This is a genomic window from Allobosea eneae (genome assembly GCF_042657265.1).
Classification (GTDB): domain Bacteria; phylum Pseudomonadota; class Alphaproteobacteria; order Rhizobiales; family Beijerinckiaceae; genus Allobosea; species Allobosea eneae.
Genome location: NZ_JBHSLW010000029.1, coordinates 82,799 through 102,893, shown reverse-complemented (window position 1 = coordinate 102,893; position 20,095 = coordinate 82,799). Strand labels below are relative to the sequence as shown.

Here is a 20,095-nt window from a genome sequence, read left to right as displayed (position 1 = left end):
AGTTCTGCCGAGGGCGCTAGCTGGGCCAAAGATGCTTCGCGATAGCCGGGTCGCTGCTCTGAATGCCCTCGTGACGGTCTACGCAGCTACGACGCGTCAACGTGATCCGGATCGAGATCCAGCGAGCCGGCGTCGGCATCGCCCGAAGCTAGGCGACGCATCACCACCTTTTCGATTTCGCGCAGCCACAGCACCGAGCTCGCGACACCGATGCAGAGCAGCCAGTCGCTGATGCTCAAGGAGACTGTGGAGAACGCCTTCTGCAGAAACGGCGTGTAGATCACTGCGGCATGCAGTACCAGCGACAATCCGACCGAGAGCCAAAGCCAGCGGTTTCGGAACGGCCGCTGAAAGGCGCTGAGCTCGTCTGAGCGCGCATTGAAGACGTTGAAGAGCTGGAACATCACCAAGGTGGTGAACGCCATCGTCTGCCCGTACGCGATCGTACCCGAGCCCTCGATCAACCCGCCGGGAAGGGCTCCATCGAGGACGAGCAGCGTTCCAGTTGCCATGACGACGCCGAGAAAAACGATTCCCGCCCACATCCGGCCGGTCATTACCCCTTCGCCGAGCGGTCGCGGCGGCCGGCTCATAACGTCGTCGTCCGCAGGGTCGACGCCGATGGCGAGTGCAGGCGCGCCGTCGGTGACGAAATTGATCCAGAGAAGCTGGGTCGCCAGAAGCGGCAATGCAAGACCGTCGATGCCGGCTCCGCTGAGGCCGATCGTGCCGGCGAGGAGAATGCCAAAGAACATCGTCATGACTTCGCCGATGTTCGACGAGAGCAGGTAGCGCAGAAACTTCCGAATGTTGGCGAAGATCGCTCGCCCCTCTTCGACCGCGGCGACAATGGTCGCGAAATTGTCGTCCGCCAGAACCATGTCCGCTGCCTCCTTGGAGACGTTGGTGCCGGTGCCCCCCATCGCGATGCCTATGTCGGCTGCTTTCAGCGCTGGCGCATCGTTGACGCCGTCGCCGGTCATAGCGACCGTTTCTCCCGTCCGCTGAAGAGCCTGCACGATCCGCAGCTTGTGCTCGGGATTGACGCGCGCGTAGACGGAGACCTCTCTCACCGCACGGTCGAGCTCTTCGTCCGTCATGGCCTGGATTTCGGCGCCTGTAACCACCTGGTCGTCCATGGAAATGCCGAGCTCGCGCGCGATGACGCTCGCGGTCTTGGGATGGTCTCCCGTGATCATAAGGCAGCGGATACCCGCGGCCTTCGCACGCCCCACAGCTTCGCGCGCCTCGAGCCGCGGCGGATCGATCAGGCCGATCAGGCCGATGAAGACGAGCTCGCGCTCCATCTCCTCCTCGAACTGGCCGCCCTCGGAGAGCTTTGCCGGCAGCGAGCGGAAGGCGACGCCGAGCGTACGCAGCGCTTCTTGGGCGAGCGCTTCGTTGCTGATCATGATCTCGACCCGGCGCGCATCGGTGAGCGGCACAGCGTCCTCCCCAACGAGTTCGTGGGTGCAATGGACGAGCAACACGTCGGGAGCACCCTTGGTCACCAGGACGAGGCGTCCCGGCTGCTCCGCATCGCGGTGGATCGTGCTCATCAGCTTGCGTTCGGACGAGAATGGCACCTCCCCGACCCGACCGAAGCGCGCATCGAGCGTCTCCGTCAGCAGACCGGCCTTGCGCGCGGCGACGATGAGCGCCACCTCCGTCGGGTCGCCGTGCGCGACCCAGCCCTCCTCGCGCTCACTGAGCAACGCGTTGTTTGCACGCTCAGCGGCCGTCAGCGCGCGCAGGATCTCAAATTGAAGGAGGCCATCGGAAGGCTTCGCCTCGCGGAGCTCGACCTGGCCATTTGGCGCATATCCGGTTCCTGAGAGGTTGGCGCAGCCGCTCGCGGTTATGATCCGACGCACCGTCATCTCGTTCTTGGTCAGAGTGCCGGTCTTGTCCGAAGCAATGACGGTCGCGGAGCCTAGCGTCTCTACCGCGGAGAGGCGGCGAATGATCGCTCTGCTGCGCGCCATGCGCTGCATGCCGAGCGATAGGACGGCGGTGACGACCGCTGGCAGTCCTTCCGGCACCGCGGCCACTGCGAGCGCGACGCCAAGAAGCATCACGTCGACCGTGCGAGAAAAGCCGCGGACCTCCGACAAGAGGAGGATGGTTGCGATGACGGTAGCCGCGATCAGGACGACGGTCACCGCAAGCATCTTGCCGACGCGGCCAAGCTCCTTCTGCAACGGCGTCGCTTCGTCTGGGGCCTTCTCCAGCATGTCGCTGATACGACCCATCACCGTTCTCATGCCGGTCGCCGTGACGACGGCGCGGCCATGCCCGTAGATGGCAATGGTGCCGCTGAAGAGCATGTTGCGCTGGTCGCCGATCTCCGCCCTGTCGGGAATGGCGGCGATATCCTTGGATACGGGCAGGCTCTCGCCGGTGAGCGCAGCCTCCATCGTCTGCAGCGCGGCTGACTGAATCAGCCGGGCATCGGCGGGAATCGTATCCCCCTCGGCGATGAGGATGATGTCCCCCGGCACAAGGTCAGCGGAGGCGATGCTCGTTCGAGCCCCGTCGCGGATGACGTCCGAGCGCATGGCGGACAATTGGCGCAAAGCCGCCGCGGCGCGCTCCGCCCGGGCCTCCTGAATATAGCCCAGCAGCCCATTGAGAATGACGATGGCGAAGATGGCCAGAGCTTCGTAGGGAAGCTCAGCCTCCCCTTCGTACCACCAAACGGCCGCGGAGATCGTCGCGGCGGCGAGAAGGAGGAGCACCAAGGTGTCGGTAAACTGCGCAAGCAGCTTCAGCCATTCCGGTCGTGGCGGCGGTGCATCGAGCTCATTGGGACCATATTCCGTCAGGCGACGCTTTGCTTCGGCTTCGCTGAGGCCGAAGCTGGGGTCCGCGGCTGCAGCCGAGAGCGCGCCTTCGCACGTCTGCCGATACGGTTCGTCAGATTCGGAATTTGAGGCTGTGACGAGCATGCTCAGGAATGTGATTGATCGTCGATGAACAGCGACCACACCGCCAAGAACAGCGCTGCGATCAGCGGGCCGATGACAAAGCCGTTCATGCCGATAAGTGAAAGGCCGCCGACGGTTGAGACAAGGACGACGTAGTCCGGAAGACGCGTTCCCCTGCCGACCAGAAGTGGACGCACAAAATTGTCGACAGTGCTGATCACCAGCGTGCCGATTGCGAGGAGTATCACTCCTCTCATGTAGTCACCTGAGAGCAGCAAATATCCCGCGGCTGGCAGCCAGACCAGCGCCGCGCCCACCGCCGGCAATAAAGATAGGACCGCCATCAACACGCCCCACAGGATCGCTCCGTCGAGGCCCAGCGCCCAGAAGGCGATGCCGCCGATCCCGCCCTGCATTGCTGCAATAATGACGTTGCCTTGGATCGTCGCTTTCACGACGGACGCGAATTTGCTCAGGATGTGACCTGTGTGGCGCTTATCCAGGGGGCTCGCTCTATGAAGGATGGCCGTCAGGTCAGTTCCATCGCGAAAGAGGAAAAATAGAAGATACAGCATGATGCCGAGGCTTACGAAAAGCTCTGCCGTGTTCTGCCCGAAAGTTACGGCTCCTCCAGCGATCGTTTGAGTAGCTTGCAAGAGGAAGGAGGTCAGTCGCGCTTGGATCTCTGCGAGATTTCCCAAGTTCAGCATCGTCAGCGTATCGAGGACAAACGGAGGCATTTCGCGACGGATTCGCGCGAGCATCGCAGCGAGATCGAGCTCTTGCGAGCTGATCCGGCGATAGAAGCCGGCCGCCTCCTGCGCGAGCGACGCGAGGATCAGCGTGACTGGAACTACGACGATGCAAATGCAGACCGTTACGCTGAGCGCCGCCGCCAGATTATGGCGCCCCCCTAACCGTTCCAAAAGTCTTCGGTGCAGCGGGGTGAACAGGATCGCCAAAATGACGGCCCAGAGGACGGCGCCGTAGTAGGGGAGCAAAAGCCAGATGAACGCCGCCGTCACTATGACGACGACGGCCATGAAGCTGAGCGCTTCGATCGTCCTCCTGGGTATCATCCAGTGTTCGCCTCCATCGCCCCAAGCTCCTCTATCGCGAACCAAACGACATGACACGCGGCAGAAACGAAATATCGGAGTGAGACCGATGCGCATCCCCGACGACCTGGGCTCCAGGTCTTCCCGACGCGCGCAGAAGGTGGGAGGCGCGACGGACGCACCAGTCAAGCGACCACCTCCGATGCCTCGTCACTCTCAAGTGGAAGTCGCCGCCGTCTTGCTTTCGGGCAAGGCGCCTGCCTGGTTCATCGATCGATAACGGCGGCTGCCTTGATCGCTCTTGGTCGTGACCGGATCCCAAAGAGCCACGAACCGGTTCGGCAGGGCGTCCGGCGCGTCCATAAGGGGATATAGGCTGACGGCCAGCCCGCGGATTGATCCGCCCCCGCCGAGAGGTCCATTGCGATTGTTAGTGGACGGTTGGCCTCTGCGCCAGCGCGGGCGGCGTAGCTGGTCTGGTTTGCGCAGCCGCCCGTGCGGTCATGGCGGGGATGAAGACCTCCGGCGCGGGAGGCTTGTATCCGATCGAGCCATGTGGGCGCACGGTGTTGAAGTGCCGCCGCCAGCTTTCGACGATGATCTTCGCTTCCGCGAGGGTGTAGAAGATCTCGCCGTCGAGGAGTTCGTCGCGGAACCCAGGGGCTACTCCCCCTTACTTGCCGATCTTGGCGAGCTCGGCCTCGAGCTCCGGCATGATGGCGAAGAGGTCGCCGACGAGGCCGTAATCGGCGATCTGGAAGATCGGCGCTTCCTCGTCCTTGTTGATCGCGACGATGACCTTGGAGTCCTTCATGCCGGCGAGGTGCTGGATCGCGCCCGAGATGCCGACCGCGACATAAAGCTCCGGCGCCACGACCTTGCCGGTCTGGCCGACCTGCCAGTCGTTCGGGGCGTAGCCGGCATCGACCGCCGCGCGCGAGGCGCCCATGGCGGCCCCGAGCTTGTCGGCGACCGGCTCGATCACCTTGGTGAAGTTCTCGGCCGAGCCGAGCGCGCGCCCGCCCGAGACGATGATCTTGGCCGAAGCCAGCTCCGGACGATCGGACTTCGCGACCTCCTCGCCCTTGAAGGTCGAGAGGCCGGCATTCTCCGCCGCAGAGACCGCCTCGACCGGGGCCGAGCCGCCTTCGCCGGTCGCCTGGAAGGAGGCGGTACGGATCGTCAGGAGCTTCTTGGCGTCGGTCGCCTGCACCGTCTGGATCGCGTTGCCGGCATAGACCGGACGCTCGAAGGTGTCGGGCGAGATCACCTTGGTGACGTCCGAGACCTGCATCACGTCGAGTAGAGCGGCGACGCGCGGCAGCACGTTCTTGCCGGTGGTGGTCGAGGGCGCGACGACGGCGTCGTAGCCGGCCGCGAGCTTGACGATCAGGGCCGCCAGCGGCTCAGCCAGCGCGTGGCCGTAAGCGGCGTCATCCGCCAGCAGCACTTTCTCGACGCCGTCTAGCGAGGCTGCAGCCTCGGCCGCGGCCTTCGCGCCTTCACCGGCGACGAGGACGTGGACGGGCGCACCCAGCGCCCTGGCGGCGGTCAGGGCCTTGGCGGTGGCGTCCTTGACCGAGGCGTTGTCGTGTTCGGCGATCAGCAGCGTGGCCATCACAGCACTCCCGCTTCGTTCTTGAGCTTGGAGACGAGTTCGGCGACGGAGCCGACCTTCACGCCGGCGGAGCGGCCAGCCGGCTCGACCGTCTTCAGGACCTTCAGGCGCGGCGCGACATCGACGCCGAGCGCCTCGGCCGAGGTCTCATCGAGCGGCTTCTTCTTGGCCTTCATGATGTTGGGCAGCGAGGCGTAGCGCGGCTCGTTCAGGCGCAGATCGGTGGTGACGATCGCAGGCAGCTTGAGCGCCACGGTCTGAAGGCCGCCATCGACCTCACGGGTGACGTCGACCGAGCCGTCGCCAAGCGCGACCTTCGAGGCAAACGTGCCCTGCGGCCAGCCGAGCAGCGCCGCCAGCATCTGGCCGGTCTGGTTGCAGTCGTCGTCGATCGCCTGCTTGCCGAGGATGACAAGGCCCGGCGCCTCCTGCTCGACCACCTTCTTCAGGAGCTTGGCGACCGCCAGCGGCTCGACAGTGCCCTCGGCCTTGACGAGGATGCCGCGGTCGGCGCCCATCGCCAGCCCCGTCCGGATCGTCTCGGCCGCCTGCGCCGGGCCGATCGACACCACGATCACCTCGGTCGCCTTGCCGGCTTCCTTCAGACGCAGCGCCTCTTCGACCGCGATCTCGTCGAAGGGGTTCATCGACATCTTCACGTTGGAAAGCTCGACGCCAGAGCCATCCGCCTTCACACGGATCTTCACGTTGTAGTCGACAACCCGCTTCACGGACACCAGTATCTTCATCTGAATGCCTCAGTCCTGTTCGTCATCGCTTCCGACGTGCGGGCAGGGATCGCCCGTCTTGCCTGCGCCACCCCCCGCAGCGTCGAACGATACGACGCGGCTGAGATCATCGCGGATGATGGCTGCCGACGCCCACCGTCATCAGCTCTAGGGGGGCGATGAATTCCGGCGGAATCCCGCATCATCCCGCGATTCCGTCATCGAGCGGTACCGGCTGCGTCTCGTTCACGACGATCTCCCGAATGGCCGTCTTAAGGAGCTTGCCTGTCGCCGTATGGGGCAACTCCTTCACGATCACGACCTCGTCCGGGATGCTCCATTTCGGAATCTTGCCCGTATAGAGCTCGATCATGTCGTGCCGCGAGAAGCTGGCCTCCGGCTTGAGCTGCACCACGAGCACCGGGCGCTCGCCCCAGCGCTCGTCCGGCCGGGCGACGACGGCGGCTTCCTTGATGGCCGAATGAGCCTGGGCGATGTTCTCAAGCTCGATCGAGCTGATCCATTCGCCCCCGGATTTCACCACGTCCTTGGTGCGGTCGACGATCTGGACGAAGCCATCGGCATCCATGGTCACGACGTCGCCGGTGTTGAACCAGCCCTCGACCTCATGCGCCGGGCTGGCCGGGCTGTTGAAGTAGGCGGCGGCGATCCAGGGGCCGCGCACCAGCATGGAGCCAAAGCTCTTGCCATCGCGGGCAACCGGCCTGCCGGCGGCATCGTCGATGCGGAACTCCATGCCGAAGACGGGGCGTCCCTGCTTGGACTGCAGCATCAGCCTCTCCTCGGGCGAGAGCCCCTCGTGCTTCGCCGTCAGGGCCGCGGCGAGGCCGATCGGACTGGTTTCCGTCATGCCCCAGGCGTGGCGAACCATGACGCCCTTGCTCTGGAAACGGCTGATCATGATCGGCGGCGAGGCGGCCCCGCCGATCGCCACGCGCTTCAGGCTGGTGAAGGACCGTGCGTGCGCGTCCATCCAGTCGAGCAGCCCGAGCCAGACGGTCGGTACGCCGGCGGTGGCCGTCACCCCTTCCTGCTCGAACAGCTCATGCAGGCTCGCGCCATCGAGCTTCGGCCCCGGCATCACGAGCTTGGCGCCGACCATCGGGGCGGCGAAGGGCACGCCCCAGGCGTTGACGTGGAACATCGGCACGATGGGAGAAACCGAATCCAGGGACGAGAGTCCCAGCACGTCGGGCAGCGCGGCAGACATGGCATGCAGTACGCTGGAGCGATGGCTGTAGAGCACGCCCTTGGGCTCGCCGGTGGTGCCGGAGGTGTAGCACAGGCCGGAGGCGGTGTTCTCGTCGAACTCGGGCCACTCGTATTCGTCCGGCTCCCCCGCGATGAGCGTCTCGTAGCAGACGAGATTCGGGAGGATGTCCGACGTCGGCATATGCGCCTCGTCGGTCATGATGACGACGGCCTTCAGGGTCTTCAGCGTGTCGGCCAGCGCTTCGAGGATCGGCAGGAAGGACAGGTCGGAGAAGAGAACCCTGTCTCCGGCATGATCGATGATGTAGGCGATCTGCTCCCGGAAGAGGCGCGGATTGATCGTGTGGCAGACGAGGCCCGACCCGGAGACGCCGTAATACAGCTCCATGTGCCGATAGCCGTTCCAGGCCAGCGTTCCGACCCGGTCGCCCCGTTCGAGGCCGAGGCGCTCGAGCGCATTGGCGAGCTTCTTCGCCCGCCGTGAAAGCTCGGCATAGGTGTAGCGGTGGATCGGCCCCTCCACCGTGCGGGACACGATTTCCGTGTCACCGTGGTAGGCCGCCGCGTGTCGCAGGATCGACGACACCAGCAGCGGCGCATTCATCATCTGTCCAAGCATGTCATTATCCTCCCACGAATTTTCTTGATCAGAACAGGTCGGCTTCGAGCTCCATCAGGGAGCCCGGTCCATTGGCGAGTGCCGCCTCCAGGCCGATGGCCTGCGGCAGCACGCGTTCGGCGAAGAACCGCGCCGCCGCGAGCTTGCGGCGGTGCAGCGGCGTGTCTCCGACCGCCGCCTTCTCCGCCATCCGGGCCCACATCCAGCCGCAGGAGACGAGCGCGAAGAGGCGCAGATAGTCGGTTGCGGCAGCCCCGGCCGCCGTGGGCTCGTCACGCGCGGCGAGCAGGCTCTGCGTCGTGCGTTCGAGCCGGCCTAGCGCCTGCTCGCTCGCTTCGGCGATGGCACGAGCTGCTGGCGTCTGCGCTGCGGCCTGCAGATCGTGCCGGATGATCGAGAAGAAGCGCGAGGCCACCGCCCCGTCCGCCATCGGCAGCTTGCGGCTGACGAGGTCCATGGCCTGCACGCCATTGGTGCCTTCGTAGATCTGCGTGATGCGGGCATCGCGGACGAACTGCTCCATGCCCCACTCGCGAATGTAGCCATGGCCGCCGAAGACCTGCTGCGAGGTGACGGCCGTCTCGAAGCCGAAATCCGTGAAGGCCGCCTTGACCACCGGCGTGAGCAGGGCGACGAGTTCGTCGGCCTCCCGGCGCACGGCCGCGTCGGGGTGCCTGGCGGAAATGTCCATCTGCATCGCGGTCCAGATCGCCAGAGCCCGGCAGGCGTCGGAGATGCTGCGCCCCGTCAGGAGCATCTTGCGGACATCGGGGTGCTCGATGATCGCGACGGGCCCGCGGCTGCCATCGGGTGAGCGGCCCTGCAGGCGCTCGCGCGCATAGCCCGTGGCCTTCTGGGTGGCCGCCTCGGCGATGCCGAGCCCCTGGATGCCGACGAACAGGCGTTCGGCGTTCATCATCGTGAACATGGCATTGAGGCCGCGGCCGGGCTCGCCGACCAGCCAGCCGATCGCGCCGTCATAGTTCATTACGCAGGTTGGCTGGGCGTGGATGCCCATCTTGTGTTCGAGTGCGCCGACGGACATGCCGTTGCGCGCGCCGAGCGAGCCGTCTTCCCGGAGGAGGAATTTCGGCGCCAGGAACAGGCTGATGCCCTTGACCCCCTTAGGAGCGTCGGGGAGCCGGGCCAGGATCAGGTGGACGATGTTGCCGCCGAAGTCCTGATCGCCCGACGAGATGAAGATCTTCGTGCCCTTGATCCGGTAGGAGCCGTCGCCGACGGGCTCGGCCTTCGTGGTCAGGAGGCCGAGATCTGTGCCGGCCGAGGCTTCGGTGAGCGCCATCGCGCCGGTCCATTCCCCCGAGATCATCTTCGGCAGGTAGGTTGCCTTCAGTTCCGGGCTCGCATGGTGTGCGATCGCCTCCGCCGCGCCTCGGGTGAGCCCCGGAAAGAGGCCAAAGGACAGGTTCGCGGAGGACAGCATTTCGTCGAGGAGGATCTGCACGGCGCGCGGCAGGCCCTGGCCGCCATATTCCGGGTCTCCCGAAAGGCCGGCCCAGCCGGCCTCCACGAAGGCCTTGTAGGCCTCGGCGATACCCTTCGGCGTGGAGACGAGCCCGTTTTCGAGGCGGCAGCCCTCCTCGTCGCCCGGGCGGTTCAGCGGTTCGAGCACGCCTGCGCAGAACTTTCCGCCTTCGTCGAGGACCGAGACCGCAAGCTCGGCATTGACGTCTTCATAGCCGGGGAGGGCCTGCATCAGGTCGTCGAAGTCGAAGACCTCTTCGAGCAGGAAGGCAATATCGGCGACGGGCGGTGTGTAGGAGGCCATTGTTCCTGTCTTTCCCGTGTCAGTTGCGAAGCGGCTTGCCGGTCGCGAGCATGTGTTTCAGGCGGGCTATCGTTTCCGGCGTTCCGAGAAGGTCGATGAAGGCGCTCTTCTCCAGAGCGGTGACGTCGTCCTCGCCGAGGGGCTTCAGCGGATCGGCCGTGGCACCGCCGGTCAGGACCTCGATCAGGGCGCCACCCACTGCCCGGTCATGCGCGGTGGCGCGGCCGGCGATGGCCTCGCCATCCAGGATGTTGCGGATGGCAGAGGCTCCCGAGGGGCCGGCCAGGGCGAACTGCGGCTTGTCGGGCGGCACGTAGCCGGGCACGAGTTCCAGGGCCTTGCGCTTGGCGTCGGCGAGCAGGCGGTCACGGTTCATGGTGACGCCGTCGGTCGCCCGCAGGAAGCCGAGGCTGAGGGCCTCGAAAGCGCTCCCGGAGACTCTGGCCGGGGCGATCAGGTTGAAGGCGGCGATCGCGGGCGCCACCGGGCCATGGGGCGCGGCCGGCATGGCGTATTGCCTGATCAGCATTTCCTTGCAGCCGCCCCAGCCGGGAATGACGCCGATGCGCGTCTCGACCAGGCCGATTGACAGTTCGGCATGGGCCTGGACCGCGTCGCAATGGAGCAGAATCTCGCAGCCGCCGCCGAAGGCCAGCCCTGCCGGCGCGCCGACGACGGGAAACGGCGCATACTTGAGGGCCTTGAAGGCGGCGTGACCTCGGTCGATGAAGGGGCCTAGCGCCTCCGGGCCGCCCTTTTCGACGGTATCCAGGAACACGCGGAGATCGGCTCCCGCGCTGAAGAGCGCGGTATCGCTGCCGATCACGAGCGCCTTGAAGCGCACCTTCACCACCTCGATCGCAGCATGGATCGCACCGAGCAATGCGTCCGAGAAGGTGTTCATCTTGGTGCGGAATTCGAGGCAGGCCACGCCGTCGCCGAGATCCCACAACGCTGCGCAGCCGTAATCCGCGACCGGAGCCCCGGCGAGCGAGAGGTCGGCGATGGTGATCGCGCCTTCAGTCCGGTGGACAGGCCGCGTCGAGCCATCGGGCAGCAGGCACATGCGCCGGCCATCCGCGACCGAATAGAAGCCGCCCCTTTCGGCCGCGAGCGAGAGATAGGCGGGCACTGCAAGACCGTGTGCGGAAAGGCGCGACGCCAGCCAGCCGGCGCCGAGCCGGTCGATTAGTTCGAAGGGCCCCTCGCTCCAGCCGTAGCCGGCGCGCATGGCGTCGTCGACGGCATCTGGCCCGTCGGCGATCTCCGGCACCAGCGACGCGGCATAGGCCAGCGTCTTCGCCATGACGACCGCAGCATATCGTCCGCCGAGGCCGGAATGCTCCATCAGCGCGCGGGCGTCTCCCTTGGCCGCTTCGAGGCTTTCCGACGCCACGGGCTTGATCGGCCGATAGTCGCCGGTCGTGAGATCGGTGACGTCGCGGCTCTTGCGATCGGCGGAGAGGCGCACGAAGCCGGCGCCGCTTTTGCGTCCGATGCGGTTCTCCGCGATCATCCGGGCGATCAGCGGCGGCTCCGCGTCGTAGCCATGGATCGCGTCACTCGGCGGCAATGCGCCCTGCAGGCTGCGCATGACGAGAGGGATGAGGTCGATGCCGACCAGGTCGAGAAGGCCGAAGATGCCGGTCGAGGGAATGCCGAAAGGCTTGCTGATGACGGCATCGGCCTCTTCCACGTCGAGGCCGAGCCGGATCGCCTCGTTCTGGGCGGCCGCGATCCAGTAGTTGCCGATGCGATTGCCGATGAAGCCGGGCGTATCCCGGCAGGAGACGACCCGCTTGCCGAGCGCGCGGTCGCCGAAATCGCGGATCGCGGCGCCGGCTTCCGGCCGCGTCTTCGGTCCTTCGACCACCTCGAGCAGGCGCATGCGGCGCGGAGGGTTGAAGAAATGGGTGATCAGGAAATCGGCGGCGAAGCTGTCCGGCAAGCCGGCGGTCAGCGCGGAGAGGGGAATGGTCGAGGTATTCGAGGAGACGATCGAGCCCCGCTTACGCAGGGGCTCCAGGGCCTTGTAGAGCGCCTGCTTGACGTCCAGCCGCTCGGCGATCGCCTCCACGATCCAGTCGGCGTCGGCAGCGAGGCCGAGATCGTCGGAGGTCGAGCCCGTGACGATGCGGGATGCGAAGGCGGGGTCCATGAAGCCGCCCGCCTTGATCTGGCGCGCCACGCCTGCATCGGCGAGCGCCTTCTCCATGTCGAGCAGCACGACGCTGACGCCGGCATTGGCCAGATGAGCGGCGATGCCCGAGCCCATCACCCCCGCGCCGATGACGACGGCCTTGTTGATCGCCGTCATCACGCCGCCTCCAGAACCATGGCGATGCCCTGTCCGCCCCCGATGCACTGGGTGGCAAGCCCGTAGCGCCCGCCATCGCGCTTGAGCAGGCTCGCTGCCTTGCCGACCAGGCGCGCGCCGGTGGCGCCGAGCGGGTGGCCGAGCGCGATGGCGCCGCCGTCCCGGTTGAGGCTGGCCGGATCGATATCGAGATCGCGGCAGCAGGCGAGCACCTGCGCCGCGAAGGCCTCGTTCATCTCGACGACCGCGAGATCGGCCGTGGAGATGCCGGCTCGCTTCAGGGCCTTGCGGCTCGCCTCCACCGGGCCGATGCCCATGATTTCGGGGGCGCAACCGGAAATCGCATAGCTCGCCACGCGGGCAAGCGGCTTGAGCCCGTGCCGGGCGACGAAGTCGGCCGAACAGACGAGCGTTGCCGAGGCGCCGTCGGTGAGAGGCGAGGAATTGCCGGCCGTCACGGAACCATTGGCCTTGAAGGCCGTCTTCAACCCGGCGAGCTTCGCGGCATCCGTTTCCCGCGGGCAGCCATCGGTGGCGATATCGCCGACCGGGGCGATCTCGACAGCTAGCCTGCCGTCAGCCCGCGCCGCGAGCGCCTTCCGCTGGCTTTCGAGCGAATAGGCATCCTGCTCCTCGCGGGAGAGCCCGTAGCGATCCGCGAGGTTTTCCGCCGTCAGGCCCATGTTGAGGAAGGCGAGCCGCTGGGCCTCCGTCCAGCCGGGATTGGGCAGCGGGTTGAACCCCATCATCGGTACGCGGCTCATGGATTCGACGCCGCCCGCGACGAAGGCGTCACCGGCTCCCATAGCGATCGCGCCGGCGGCCATCTGGATCGCCTGCATGGACGAGCCGCACCAGCGGTTGACCGTGGACCCGCCGACCGATTGCGGCAGGCCTGCGATCAGCGCGGCGCAGCGGGCGATGTTGAGGCCCTGCTCGCCTTCGGGAAAGGCGCAGCCGAGGTTGACGTCCTCGATCTCCCCGGCCGGGACATTCGCCCGGTTGACGAGTGCCGCGATGACGCCCGCCACGAGGTCGTCCGGGCGAACCGAGGCGATGGCCCCCCTGTAGGCCGGCGTGAACGGCGTGCGCAGATAGTCGACGATATAGGCTTCCGCCATGAGGGCGCTCCTTCAGGTATCCAGTCACAATGTCGGGCAAACCGGGCCGCCAGCGCCCTCTGGCCGCACCCGGGTCATGGTGGGGAAGGGGAGGCGAGCCGACGAAGCAGCCGCGCGCTCCCCTGCGAGCCGGCCCGCAGACGACACGTCCGGCTTGTCGGGACCGACGGAGGTCCCGGCTCCGGCGGTCGCCGTGGCGAACTCCACCGATTCACGCACCTGGATCGCAGCCTGCACGCAAGGAGTCTCCTCCACCTTTGATCGCGCTTGTATCAAACGGTTGATACAATGCTCAAGCGCGACTTTATCGGCACGACAAAAGTCTGATCCGATGGGGGTGTCTCTGGCTCCGATGACGCCGGAACCGACGCTGCCATGAATGCAGACATGAATGCAGACACTGGTGTGCGAAAGGGGCGCGTCGCTTTACAAGCGCGACCCGCGATGCTTGCACTCGCAGCGATGCGGGCGATCCGGGGAATGCGGAGGCCCGGACCAAGGGGCGATGGAATGGCGGCGAATGAAACTTCCTCGCGAAGGCGATCGGTGCTGACCGGCGCGCTTGCGAGCGATCTGTTCAAGGACGAGATCAACGAGCGCCATCGGGAGATCCTGGAGGCCGCGGCTGTGCTCTTCGCCGAGCGCGGCTATGCCGCCACGTCGGTAAGGGACATTGGCGAGCGTGTCGGCCTGCTCGGCGGCTCGCTCTATCACTACATCAAGTCGAAGGAGGCGCTGTTCGTGAAGATCCACGACATCGCGCTTCAGGTCGCCGAGGACCGGATACGCTCGGTGATCGCCAAGGCCGAAGGTCCCTGGGAGCGGCTCTCCGCGGCCGCCACGACCATGCTCGAGATCCAGCTCGATCCGAATTCGATCACCATGCCGCTGATGAGCGACTTCCAGTCCGTTCCGCCAGCCGTCCGCGAGCGCCTCGTGGCGAAGCGCGATGCCTTCGAGCGGATCTTCGTCCAGTTGGTCGACGATCTGCCGCTTGCGCCGAACCTGGACCGCAAGATCTATCGCCTGTTGCTGCTGACGCTCCTGAACAATGTCGGCTCCTGGTATCGGCAGGGTGGCCAGACTCCGGCGGAAATCGCCCGGCAGATCATGGCGATCTTCCACCACGATGACTGCAACGGGCAATGATGAATTTTCTGCCGGCGGTGGCCATGGCGACGCGGAGCAGTCTGATCGACCGGACAGCCCGACGCTCAAGTTGCCGCGGGAACGCGGCATGACCGCCGCACGAGATGTTACGGAGCGAAGCCACATGCCGGCCTTCGAGGCGAAGGTGTTCGGCATGCGGTCACAGTGTCGGCGTTGGACTGACGGTCACACCAGTTCGGCGAGATCGGCGGCATCGAACCCCCGCAAATCCTGCGTCTGGTGAGAGCCGACCTTTCGCACCCACTGTGCATCCGAGATCAGCGCGCGGCTCACGGCGATCAGGTCGAATTCCTCACGTTCGAGCCGCTCTTTGAGGTCGCCGAGCCCAGCAGCGCTCGATCCTTAGGCGCCGAAGAAGTCGGAGGCGAGGCCGACCGATCCGACGCTAATCGTTGCCGCCCCCGGCAGCTTCTTTGCCCAACCGGCGCAGTTCAGACCCGTTTCACCGTCGATCTCCGGAAACTCCAGTTGAAGCCTGGCAAGCGTGAGCAGAACGTCGTCCGCCGCGTCCTGGATACCGAAACTGACAACGATGAGGTCCGGCATTGCATGGTCCTTTCGAGTGGCCGGCATGCGTGTGACATGCGCGGAGAAATTCGGGCTTCCAATGAGCGTGCGGGCAGGAGCATGCTCCAGAATGGAGCGGCACAGCGCCCTGGCTGGCTGGTTCGTCTCAGGGCTTTCGGGCGGCCAAGAGCCTGCGAAGCGCACCGAGGATGCTGACGCCGAGCGCCAGGCTGCTTCCGAGACTCTCAAAGCGATAACCGGCGGCGTTGACCATCTGGACCACGCCCTGCGTCTCAGCCGTGATCGTCTCAAGCGCCGCCGCCTCCATTTCCGCCAGTGCTTCGAGCTCCGGAGATTGCGGTTCGCGCAACGTATAGGCCAGCAGAAGGAGAGCCACGGCAAGGTAGAGCGCGGCCACTGCTAGCGCCGCGTTGATGTCGCCGAACGGAGCCCTGATCGCAAGGAACAGCGCGTAGGTGGCCAGCCCAGCGGTAACGGTGAAGGCGGCGACCGCGAGTGCCCCTGCGATGGCGCGCCGGATCAATTGCCGAAGCAGAACTTGACGACGCAGCAAGGCCACGCGACCATACAGTTTTGCGGAATTGAGAGTGGACATTGTTGACCTTTCTGGCGGTCATGGAGACGGCTAGCGAAACTGGCGACCGATAACGACGCCGGCCGCGAGACCAAGCCCGAGCGCCGCGAGTGCCGTCAGACGCGGGAAACGGTCGAGCTCGTCGGCGAACTCGTCGAGGGTATCGATGACCGCTTTGAGGAAAGTGTCGACGTCGATCCCGTCATGAGGGATGTCCGGGCTAGGAGGCGGCGACGCAGGCTGTCTCTCCGCGTCTGCATTCCTTGCCGACTCCCTGCGGGCATGAGCATCGAGTTGCGCACGGAGGCTCTGGATTTCGCTCATGAGACTCATCGCCTTCTCCTTGACACTTGCCGGAGCCGGAAGACGGAGCGTCGTCATTCCGCCTCCGGCCCATAGGGGGCTACTTCGTAGCGTCCTCTATGGTTTGCGGATCGAAGCATAGGCGTCGAAGAAGAGATTCTGCGCATCCGCATAGCCCTTCTTCGTCTTTCCCCACGCCTCGGCGGATGCATCCTCAAGACGGGCGATCCGGGCTTTCGCCTTGTCCACCTGAGCGTTCAACGCAGCGATCCGGGCGTCTACCGCCGCCCGCTGGTCGGCCGCCAGCTTGGACGCCTTGCTGCGCAGTTCGTCGATCGAACTCCGCCACGCCTTCTGGTGCGCGTCAAGTTCGGCCTCCAGTATCGCCCGGCGGGTGGCCAGATCGACCTTCGCCGCTTCGAGATACCGATCCCGAGCAGCCTGGAAGGCGGTCCAACCGTCATCCAGCGATTTCTGCGCCGCGGCGACCTGCGCATCCGTCCAGGTCTTGGCGTTGGCCGCAGCCTCTTCAGCCTGGGCACGGTACGCGTCGCGTCGATCGCGGAGATCCACGCGCTGACCGACCGCGACTGCCGACCCATCGCGTTCCTGCTGGCCGGCGGCCAGATCGCCGATTGCACGGCGGGCTCGGTCCTATTGGAGCAGATCCCGGCCGCCCGCATCCTGAATGGCGACAAGGGCTACGACAGCAATGCCATCCGCCGGCAGGTCGAGGAGAAAGGCGCGATGCCGAACATCCCACCCAAGGCGAACCGGCGCTGGAAGAACTGCTTTTCACCCGTGCTCTACCGCGATCGGAACGCCATCGAACGCATGTTCTGCCGCCTCAAGGACTTCCGCCGCGTCGCCAGCGATATGACCGCCTGGCCATCAACTTCCTCGCAGCCGTCTGCATTGCTGCAACCGTCTGCTACTGGTTATGAGTCCGGACCCTAGCACTACTTTGGCAGATTTTTAGAGTTGAGCCGTCGGCGGCAGTGCGGACATTGTGTTGGCGGTGGCCGTTCGAGCTTGGCGATGATGGTCGCCCGGATCGCTGGCAGGGTCGGCTGCGGTGGCGGGCCCTGGATTCTTTTTTTCCCGCTTCGCCTGTTTGAGGCGACGGGATTGGAGGAAGGCGTAGGCGATCATGGTCATGAGCGCGTGCCGGTGCAGCCCGGTCCATGATCGTCCCTCGAAGTGATCGAGCCCGAGTTCCTCCTTCAGTTGCTGATGCGCCTGCTCGCAGATCCAGCGCGCCTTGATGGCGCCGGCCAGACGCTTGAGCGAGGCGCCGGCGGGCAGGTTCGAGAGATAATATTTGCGCTCTCCATTCGAGCGATGTTCGCCGATCAGCCAGGCCTCCTCTCCTGGCAGATGCTGCTGCCCCATATTGCCGATCCTCTGGGGCGGGCCATCGGCCACCTTGATCCGCACGGCGGCGAAGCGGGCCTTGAGTGGGCCCTTGGTGCCACGCCGCCAGCTCAGCGTGCGCCAGGGCGCCGTCGCCAGCGTCTTCTCCGCCGAGACCGACTTCGCGTCGGGCACATGGTTCTTGCGCGGGCGGCCGCGCCCGGCGACGGGAAAGATGAGGGCCACATCGACCGGGTAGACCTTCTGGCGCGCCCCAATGCCGACGGCCCAGGTGAGGCCACGCTCGCTCAGCCCCTGCCGGAATGGCGCGGAGAGGCCATAACCGGCATTGGCCAGCACACAACCGAAGCGCAGGCCGGCCGTGCGCGCCCGGTCGATCTCGGCGAGCGCGATCTCGGGCTTGGTCCGATAGTCTCCATGACCGTCCGGCACGCCGGCCCGGGCCAGTCGTGTGGGATCGCTCGTCCCGCTCTCGGGCAGGAACAACCGCAACCCCACCATGGCGGGGACTTCACCGGAAGCCAGCGTCAGCGACACCAGGGGCTGGCAGTTGGCGTTCTTGCCCAAGGCCGAGTCGTATTGCGGCGCAACAGCGACCGAGCGCTCGCCCTTCTTCGGAAGGGCCGTGTCGTCGACGATCAGCCAGGCCTCGCTGCCGCCGACCATCCTGTCAGCCTCGGCGAGCAGGACCTTTTCCAACGGCGCCGCGTCCCAAACACCGTCGGCGATGAAGTGATGAAGCTGGTCGTAGCCGACGCCACCGTCCCGCGCCGCCATCGGCTGGATGCTCTTGCGGTCTCCGGCACCGATCAGCCCCACAACATAGCCCGGGCACATCCGCGCCCGCACCTTGTGCCGCAGAGCTGCGAGAAAGGGCGAAAGCCAAACATCGAGATCGGACTTCCAGTTCTTCTCCATGGCCGGCCCTCCACAAAGCCGACCACCCATGAATCACGCAAACTCCGCCTGGGAAATCCCAAAAATGCCAGCCGTCCTAAAAATCTGCCAAAGTAGTGCTAGCAGCAGGAACTCGACCGTTGGGGCGCGATCAAGCGCCTGCGCGACCCGTTATGCGGAGAGCCTAAATTGATCCAGAGCCTAAACGTAGCCGAGCCAGCGCCAGTAGGTGACGGAGAGCAGAAAGAACACCGCCAGCGAGGCAATGGTGATCACGATGCCGGTGCGGGTGAAATCCTTAGCCTCGAAGGTGTCGGTGCCGTAGGCAACCATGTTCTGGGGCGAGTTGACGACCAGGATGAAGCCGAAGCTGACGACGAACTGCAGCAGCATGGTCATGCCGACGACGTTGAGCTTGTTGCCGCCGACGCCCTGGAGCATCGCGATGACGATCGGGATCATCGAGGAGGCGAGCGCCGTCGCGCTGGCGAAGCCGAGATGGATCACGGTCAGGAACAGGGCCAGGACCCCGAGGATCACGAGCGGGCTGGCGCTACCTAGCCCGAACCAAGCCACGACATGATTGGCGAGCCAGGTCGCGCCACCGGTCGTCAGCAGAGCGGTGCCGAGGCTGATGCCGACGCCGAACATGATCACGGTACCCCAAGGAATGCGCGGCTGCGCCTCCTTCCAGGTCATGATGCCGATCCCCGGCAGGAACATCAGCGCGACTGCCGCGACGGTCGTCGAGGAGGTGTCGAAGCGGTGCAGCACGCCCTCCGTCGACCACAGCGCCAGGAGGGCCAGCGAGATCGCAAGCAGCTTCTTCTCGGAGGACTTCATCGGGCCGAGCTCGTCCAGCGACACGCGGATCGCTTCGCGGCCACCTACGACCTCCTTGACCTCGACCGGCATCATGCGGGTCATGATGAAATACATCACGACCGTCATGATGACGGCGAACGGCGCCGCGGCGACGAACCATTCGAGCCAGGTGATGGTGTAGTGCAGCGTCCGCTCGACGAAGCCGACGGCCACCATGTTCTGGGCCGCCGCCGTCTTGATGCCGATGTTCCAGATGCTCGCGGTGTTGACCGTCGTGATCATCAGCATGCCGGCGAAGGCGCCCCGGCGCTCGACGCCGAACACCGTGATGATGCCGAGCATGATCGGCACGATGCAGGCCACGCGCGCCGTCGTCGACGGCACCAGGAAGGCCATCACGATGCCGACGATGATGGCGCCAATCACCACCTGCTTCGTCTCTGTGCCGACCCGTGCCAGGATGACCAGGGCGATGCGCCTGTCGAGCCCGGTGATCGTCATGGCGGCGGCGAGGAAGAGCGCCGCCGCGACCAGCACCAGCGCGCTGTTGGCGAAGCCGCCGAAGGCGATGCCGAGGCCGGCGCTGGTGCCGATCGGCACGCTCGGCTGCGTAAGCGACGGCGACAGGCCCAGGAGGAAGGCCATCAGTGCCGCGATGAAGAGCGCCGACACGGCATAGTCGAGCACCTCCGTCATCCACACGATGACGGCGAAGACGAGAACACCGAGCATCCGCTGGCCGGCGACGGACAGCCCCTCGGGCGTCGGCGCCAGCACCACTGCGACGAGGGCGATGAGTGCCAGGCACAGGGACCAGTTGGTGCGCAGCCAGGATGGCGCGACGGGAGGGGAAACGCTCCGGCCCTTGGCCGTGTCCGGGCCAACCATGTGAACCATTGGATTCTCCTGTCGTCCGACGCGCCGCGCTCTCCGTGCCGCGATAGGAGCGCGATACCATTGATCGACATCAAAACGACGACGCGTAGGATAATCAACAAGGTGCTCCGTGCGCGC

The 20,095-nt window shown here is 65.6% G+C and carries 14 protein-coding genes and 3 pseudogenes; 2 read left to right on the top strand and 15 right to left on the bottom strand.

The genetic code is table 11. The features are described 5' to 3' along the window. Window positions 1-86: 86 nt before the first annotated feature. From ACFPOB_RS18445 to ACFPOB_RS18405, 9 genes and pseudogenes are all read right to left on the bottom strand, one after another. Window positions 87-2,948: a cation-translocating P-type ATPase gene (locus ACFPOB_RS18445; protein ID WP_377799826.1), complete on the bottom strand. Its 2,862-nt coding sequence runs from the start codon at window positions 2,946-2,948 to the stop codon at window positions 87-89. Window positions 2,949-2,950: 2 nt separating this feature from the next. Next, window positions 2,951-3,970 (bottom strand): AI-2E family transporter, encoded by a 1,020-nt coding sequence (locus tag ACFPOB_RS18440; RefSeq protein ID WP_377799825.1) that lies wholly within the window; start codon window positions 3,968-3,970, stop codon window positions 2,951-2,953. A 445-nt stretch (window positions 3,971-4,415) separates the two neighbouring features. After that, window positions 4,416-4,637 (bottom strand): annotated as a pseudogene (locus ACFPOB_RS18435) (integrase core domain-containing protein); the annotation flags it as partial. Window positions 4,638-4,658: 21 nt separating this feature from the next. Beyond that, the gene (locus tag ACFPOB_RS18430; protein ID WP_377799824.1) at window positions 4,659-5,603 is read right to left on the bottom strand and encodes an electron transfer flavoprotein subunit alpha/FixB family protein; all 945 of its coding nucleotides are present in this window, start codon (window positions 5,601-5,603) and stop codon (window positions 4,659-4,661) included. Further along, window positions 5,603-6,352, bottom strand: coding sequence for an electron transfer flavoprotein subunit beta/FixA family protein (locus ACFPOB_RS18425; RefSeq protein WP_377799823.1), 750 nt, complete (start codon window positions 6,350-6,352; stop codon window positions 5,603-5,605). Before ACFPOB_RS18425 ends, ACFPOB_RS18430 begins: the two co-directional genes overlap by 1 nt. A 181-nt stretch (window positions 6,353-6,533) precedes the next feature. Continuing rightward, window positions 6,534-8,183, bottom strand: a complete 1,650-nt coding sequence (locus ACFPOB_RS18420) for a long-chain-fatty-acid--CoA ligase (RefSeq protein WP_377799822.1) — start codon at window positions 8,181-8,183, stop codon at window positions 6,534-6,536. Between the two features lie 28 nt (window positions 8,184-8,211). Continuing rightward, window positions 8,212-9,972, bottom strand: a complete 1,761-nt coding sequence (locus ACFPOB_RS18415; protein ID WP_377799821.1) for an acyl-CoA dehydrogenase C-terminal domain-containing protein — start codon at window positions 9,970-9,972, stop codon at window positions 8,212-8,214. A gap of 19 nt (window positions 9,973-9,991) precedes the next feature. After that, window positions 9,992-12,289, bottom strand: coding sequence for a 3-hydroxyacyl-CoA dehydrogenase/enoyl-CoA hydratase family protein (locus ACFPOB_RS18410; RefSeq protein WP_377799820.1), 2,298 nt, complete (start codon window positions 12,287-12,289; stop codon window positions 9,992-9,994). Further along, window positions 12,289-13,410, bottom strand: coding sequence for a thiolase family protein (locus ACFPOB_RS18405; RefSeq protein WP_377799819.1), 1,122 nt, complete (start codon window positions 13,408-13,410; stop codon window positions 12,289-12,291). Before ACFPOB_RS18405 ends, ACFPOB_RS18410 begins: the two co-directional genes overlap by 1 nt. 546 nt (window positions 13,411-13,956) lie before the next feature. Between ACFPOB_RS18405 and ACFPOB_RS18400 the strand changes: the two genes are divergently transcribed. After that, window positions 13,957-14,559: a TetR/AcrR family transcriptional regulator gene (locus ACFPOB_RS18400; RefSeq protein ID WP_377799818.1), complete on the top strand. Its 603-nt coding sequence runs from the start codon at window positions 13,957-13,959 to the stop codon at window positions 14,557-14,559. A gap of 363 nt (window positions 14,560-14,922) precedes the next feature. Here ACFPOB_RS18400 and ACFPOB_RS18395 read toward each other — a convergent pair whose 3' ends face one another. The 4 genes from ACFPOB_RS18395 to ACFPOB_RS18380 all read right to left on the bottom strand — a co-directional run bounded on the left by ACFPOB_RS18395 (window position 14,923) and on the right by ACFPOB_RS18380 (window position 16,558). After that, entirely contained in the window at window positions 14,923-15,126 is a 204-nt protein-coding gene (locus ACFPOB_RS18395) for a hypothetical protein (RefSeq protein ID WP_377799817.1), read from the bottom strand. 127 nt (window positions 15,127-15,253) lie between these two features. Then, window positions 15,254-15,667: a hypothetical protein gene (locus ACFPOB_RS18390; RefSeq protein WP_377799893.1), complete on the bottom strand. Its 414-nt coding sequence runs from the start codon at window positions 15,665-15,667 to the stop codon at window positions 15,254-15,256. 66 nt (window positions 15,668-15,733) lie between these two features. Beyond that, a complete protein-coding gene (locus tag ACFPOB_RS18385) occupies window positions 15,734-16,063 on the bottom strand; it encodes a hypothetical protein (protein ID WP_377799816.1) in 330 nt (109 codons plus the stop codon). Window positions 16,064-16,102: 39 nt separating this feature from the next. Further along, window positions 16,103-16,558: a sll1863 family stress response protein gene (locus ACFPOB_RS18380; RefSeq protein WP_377799894.1), complete on the bottom strand. Its 456-nt coding sequence runs from the start codon at window positions 16,556-16,558 to the stop codon at window positions 16,103-16,105. On the opposite strand from ACFPOB_RS18380, the pseudogene ACFPOB_RS18375 reads away from it, so the two are divergent. Next, window positions 16,550-16,929: pseudogene (locus ACFPOB_RS18375) on the top strand (IS5 family transposase); the annotation flags it as partial. The gene ACFPOB_RS18380 and the pseudogene ACFPOB_RS18375 sit on opposite strands and share 9 nt — an antisense overlap. A 31-nt stretch (window positions 16,930-16,960) precedes the next feature. Here ACFPOB_RS18375 and ACFPOB_RS18370 read toward each other — a convergent pair. Beyond that, window positions 16,961-18,314 (bottom strand): annotated as a pseudogene (locus ACFPOB_RS18370) (IS701 family transposase). A gap of 143 nt (window positions 18,315-18,457) precedes the next feature. Further along, window positions 18,458-19,978: an SLC13 family permease gene (locus tag ACFPOB_RS18365; protein ID WP_377799815.1), complete on the bottom strand. Its 1,521-nt coding sequence runs from the start codon at window positions 19,976-19,978 to the stop codon at window positions 18,458-18,460. Between the last annotated feature and the right edge of the window lie 117 nt (window positions 19,979-20,095).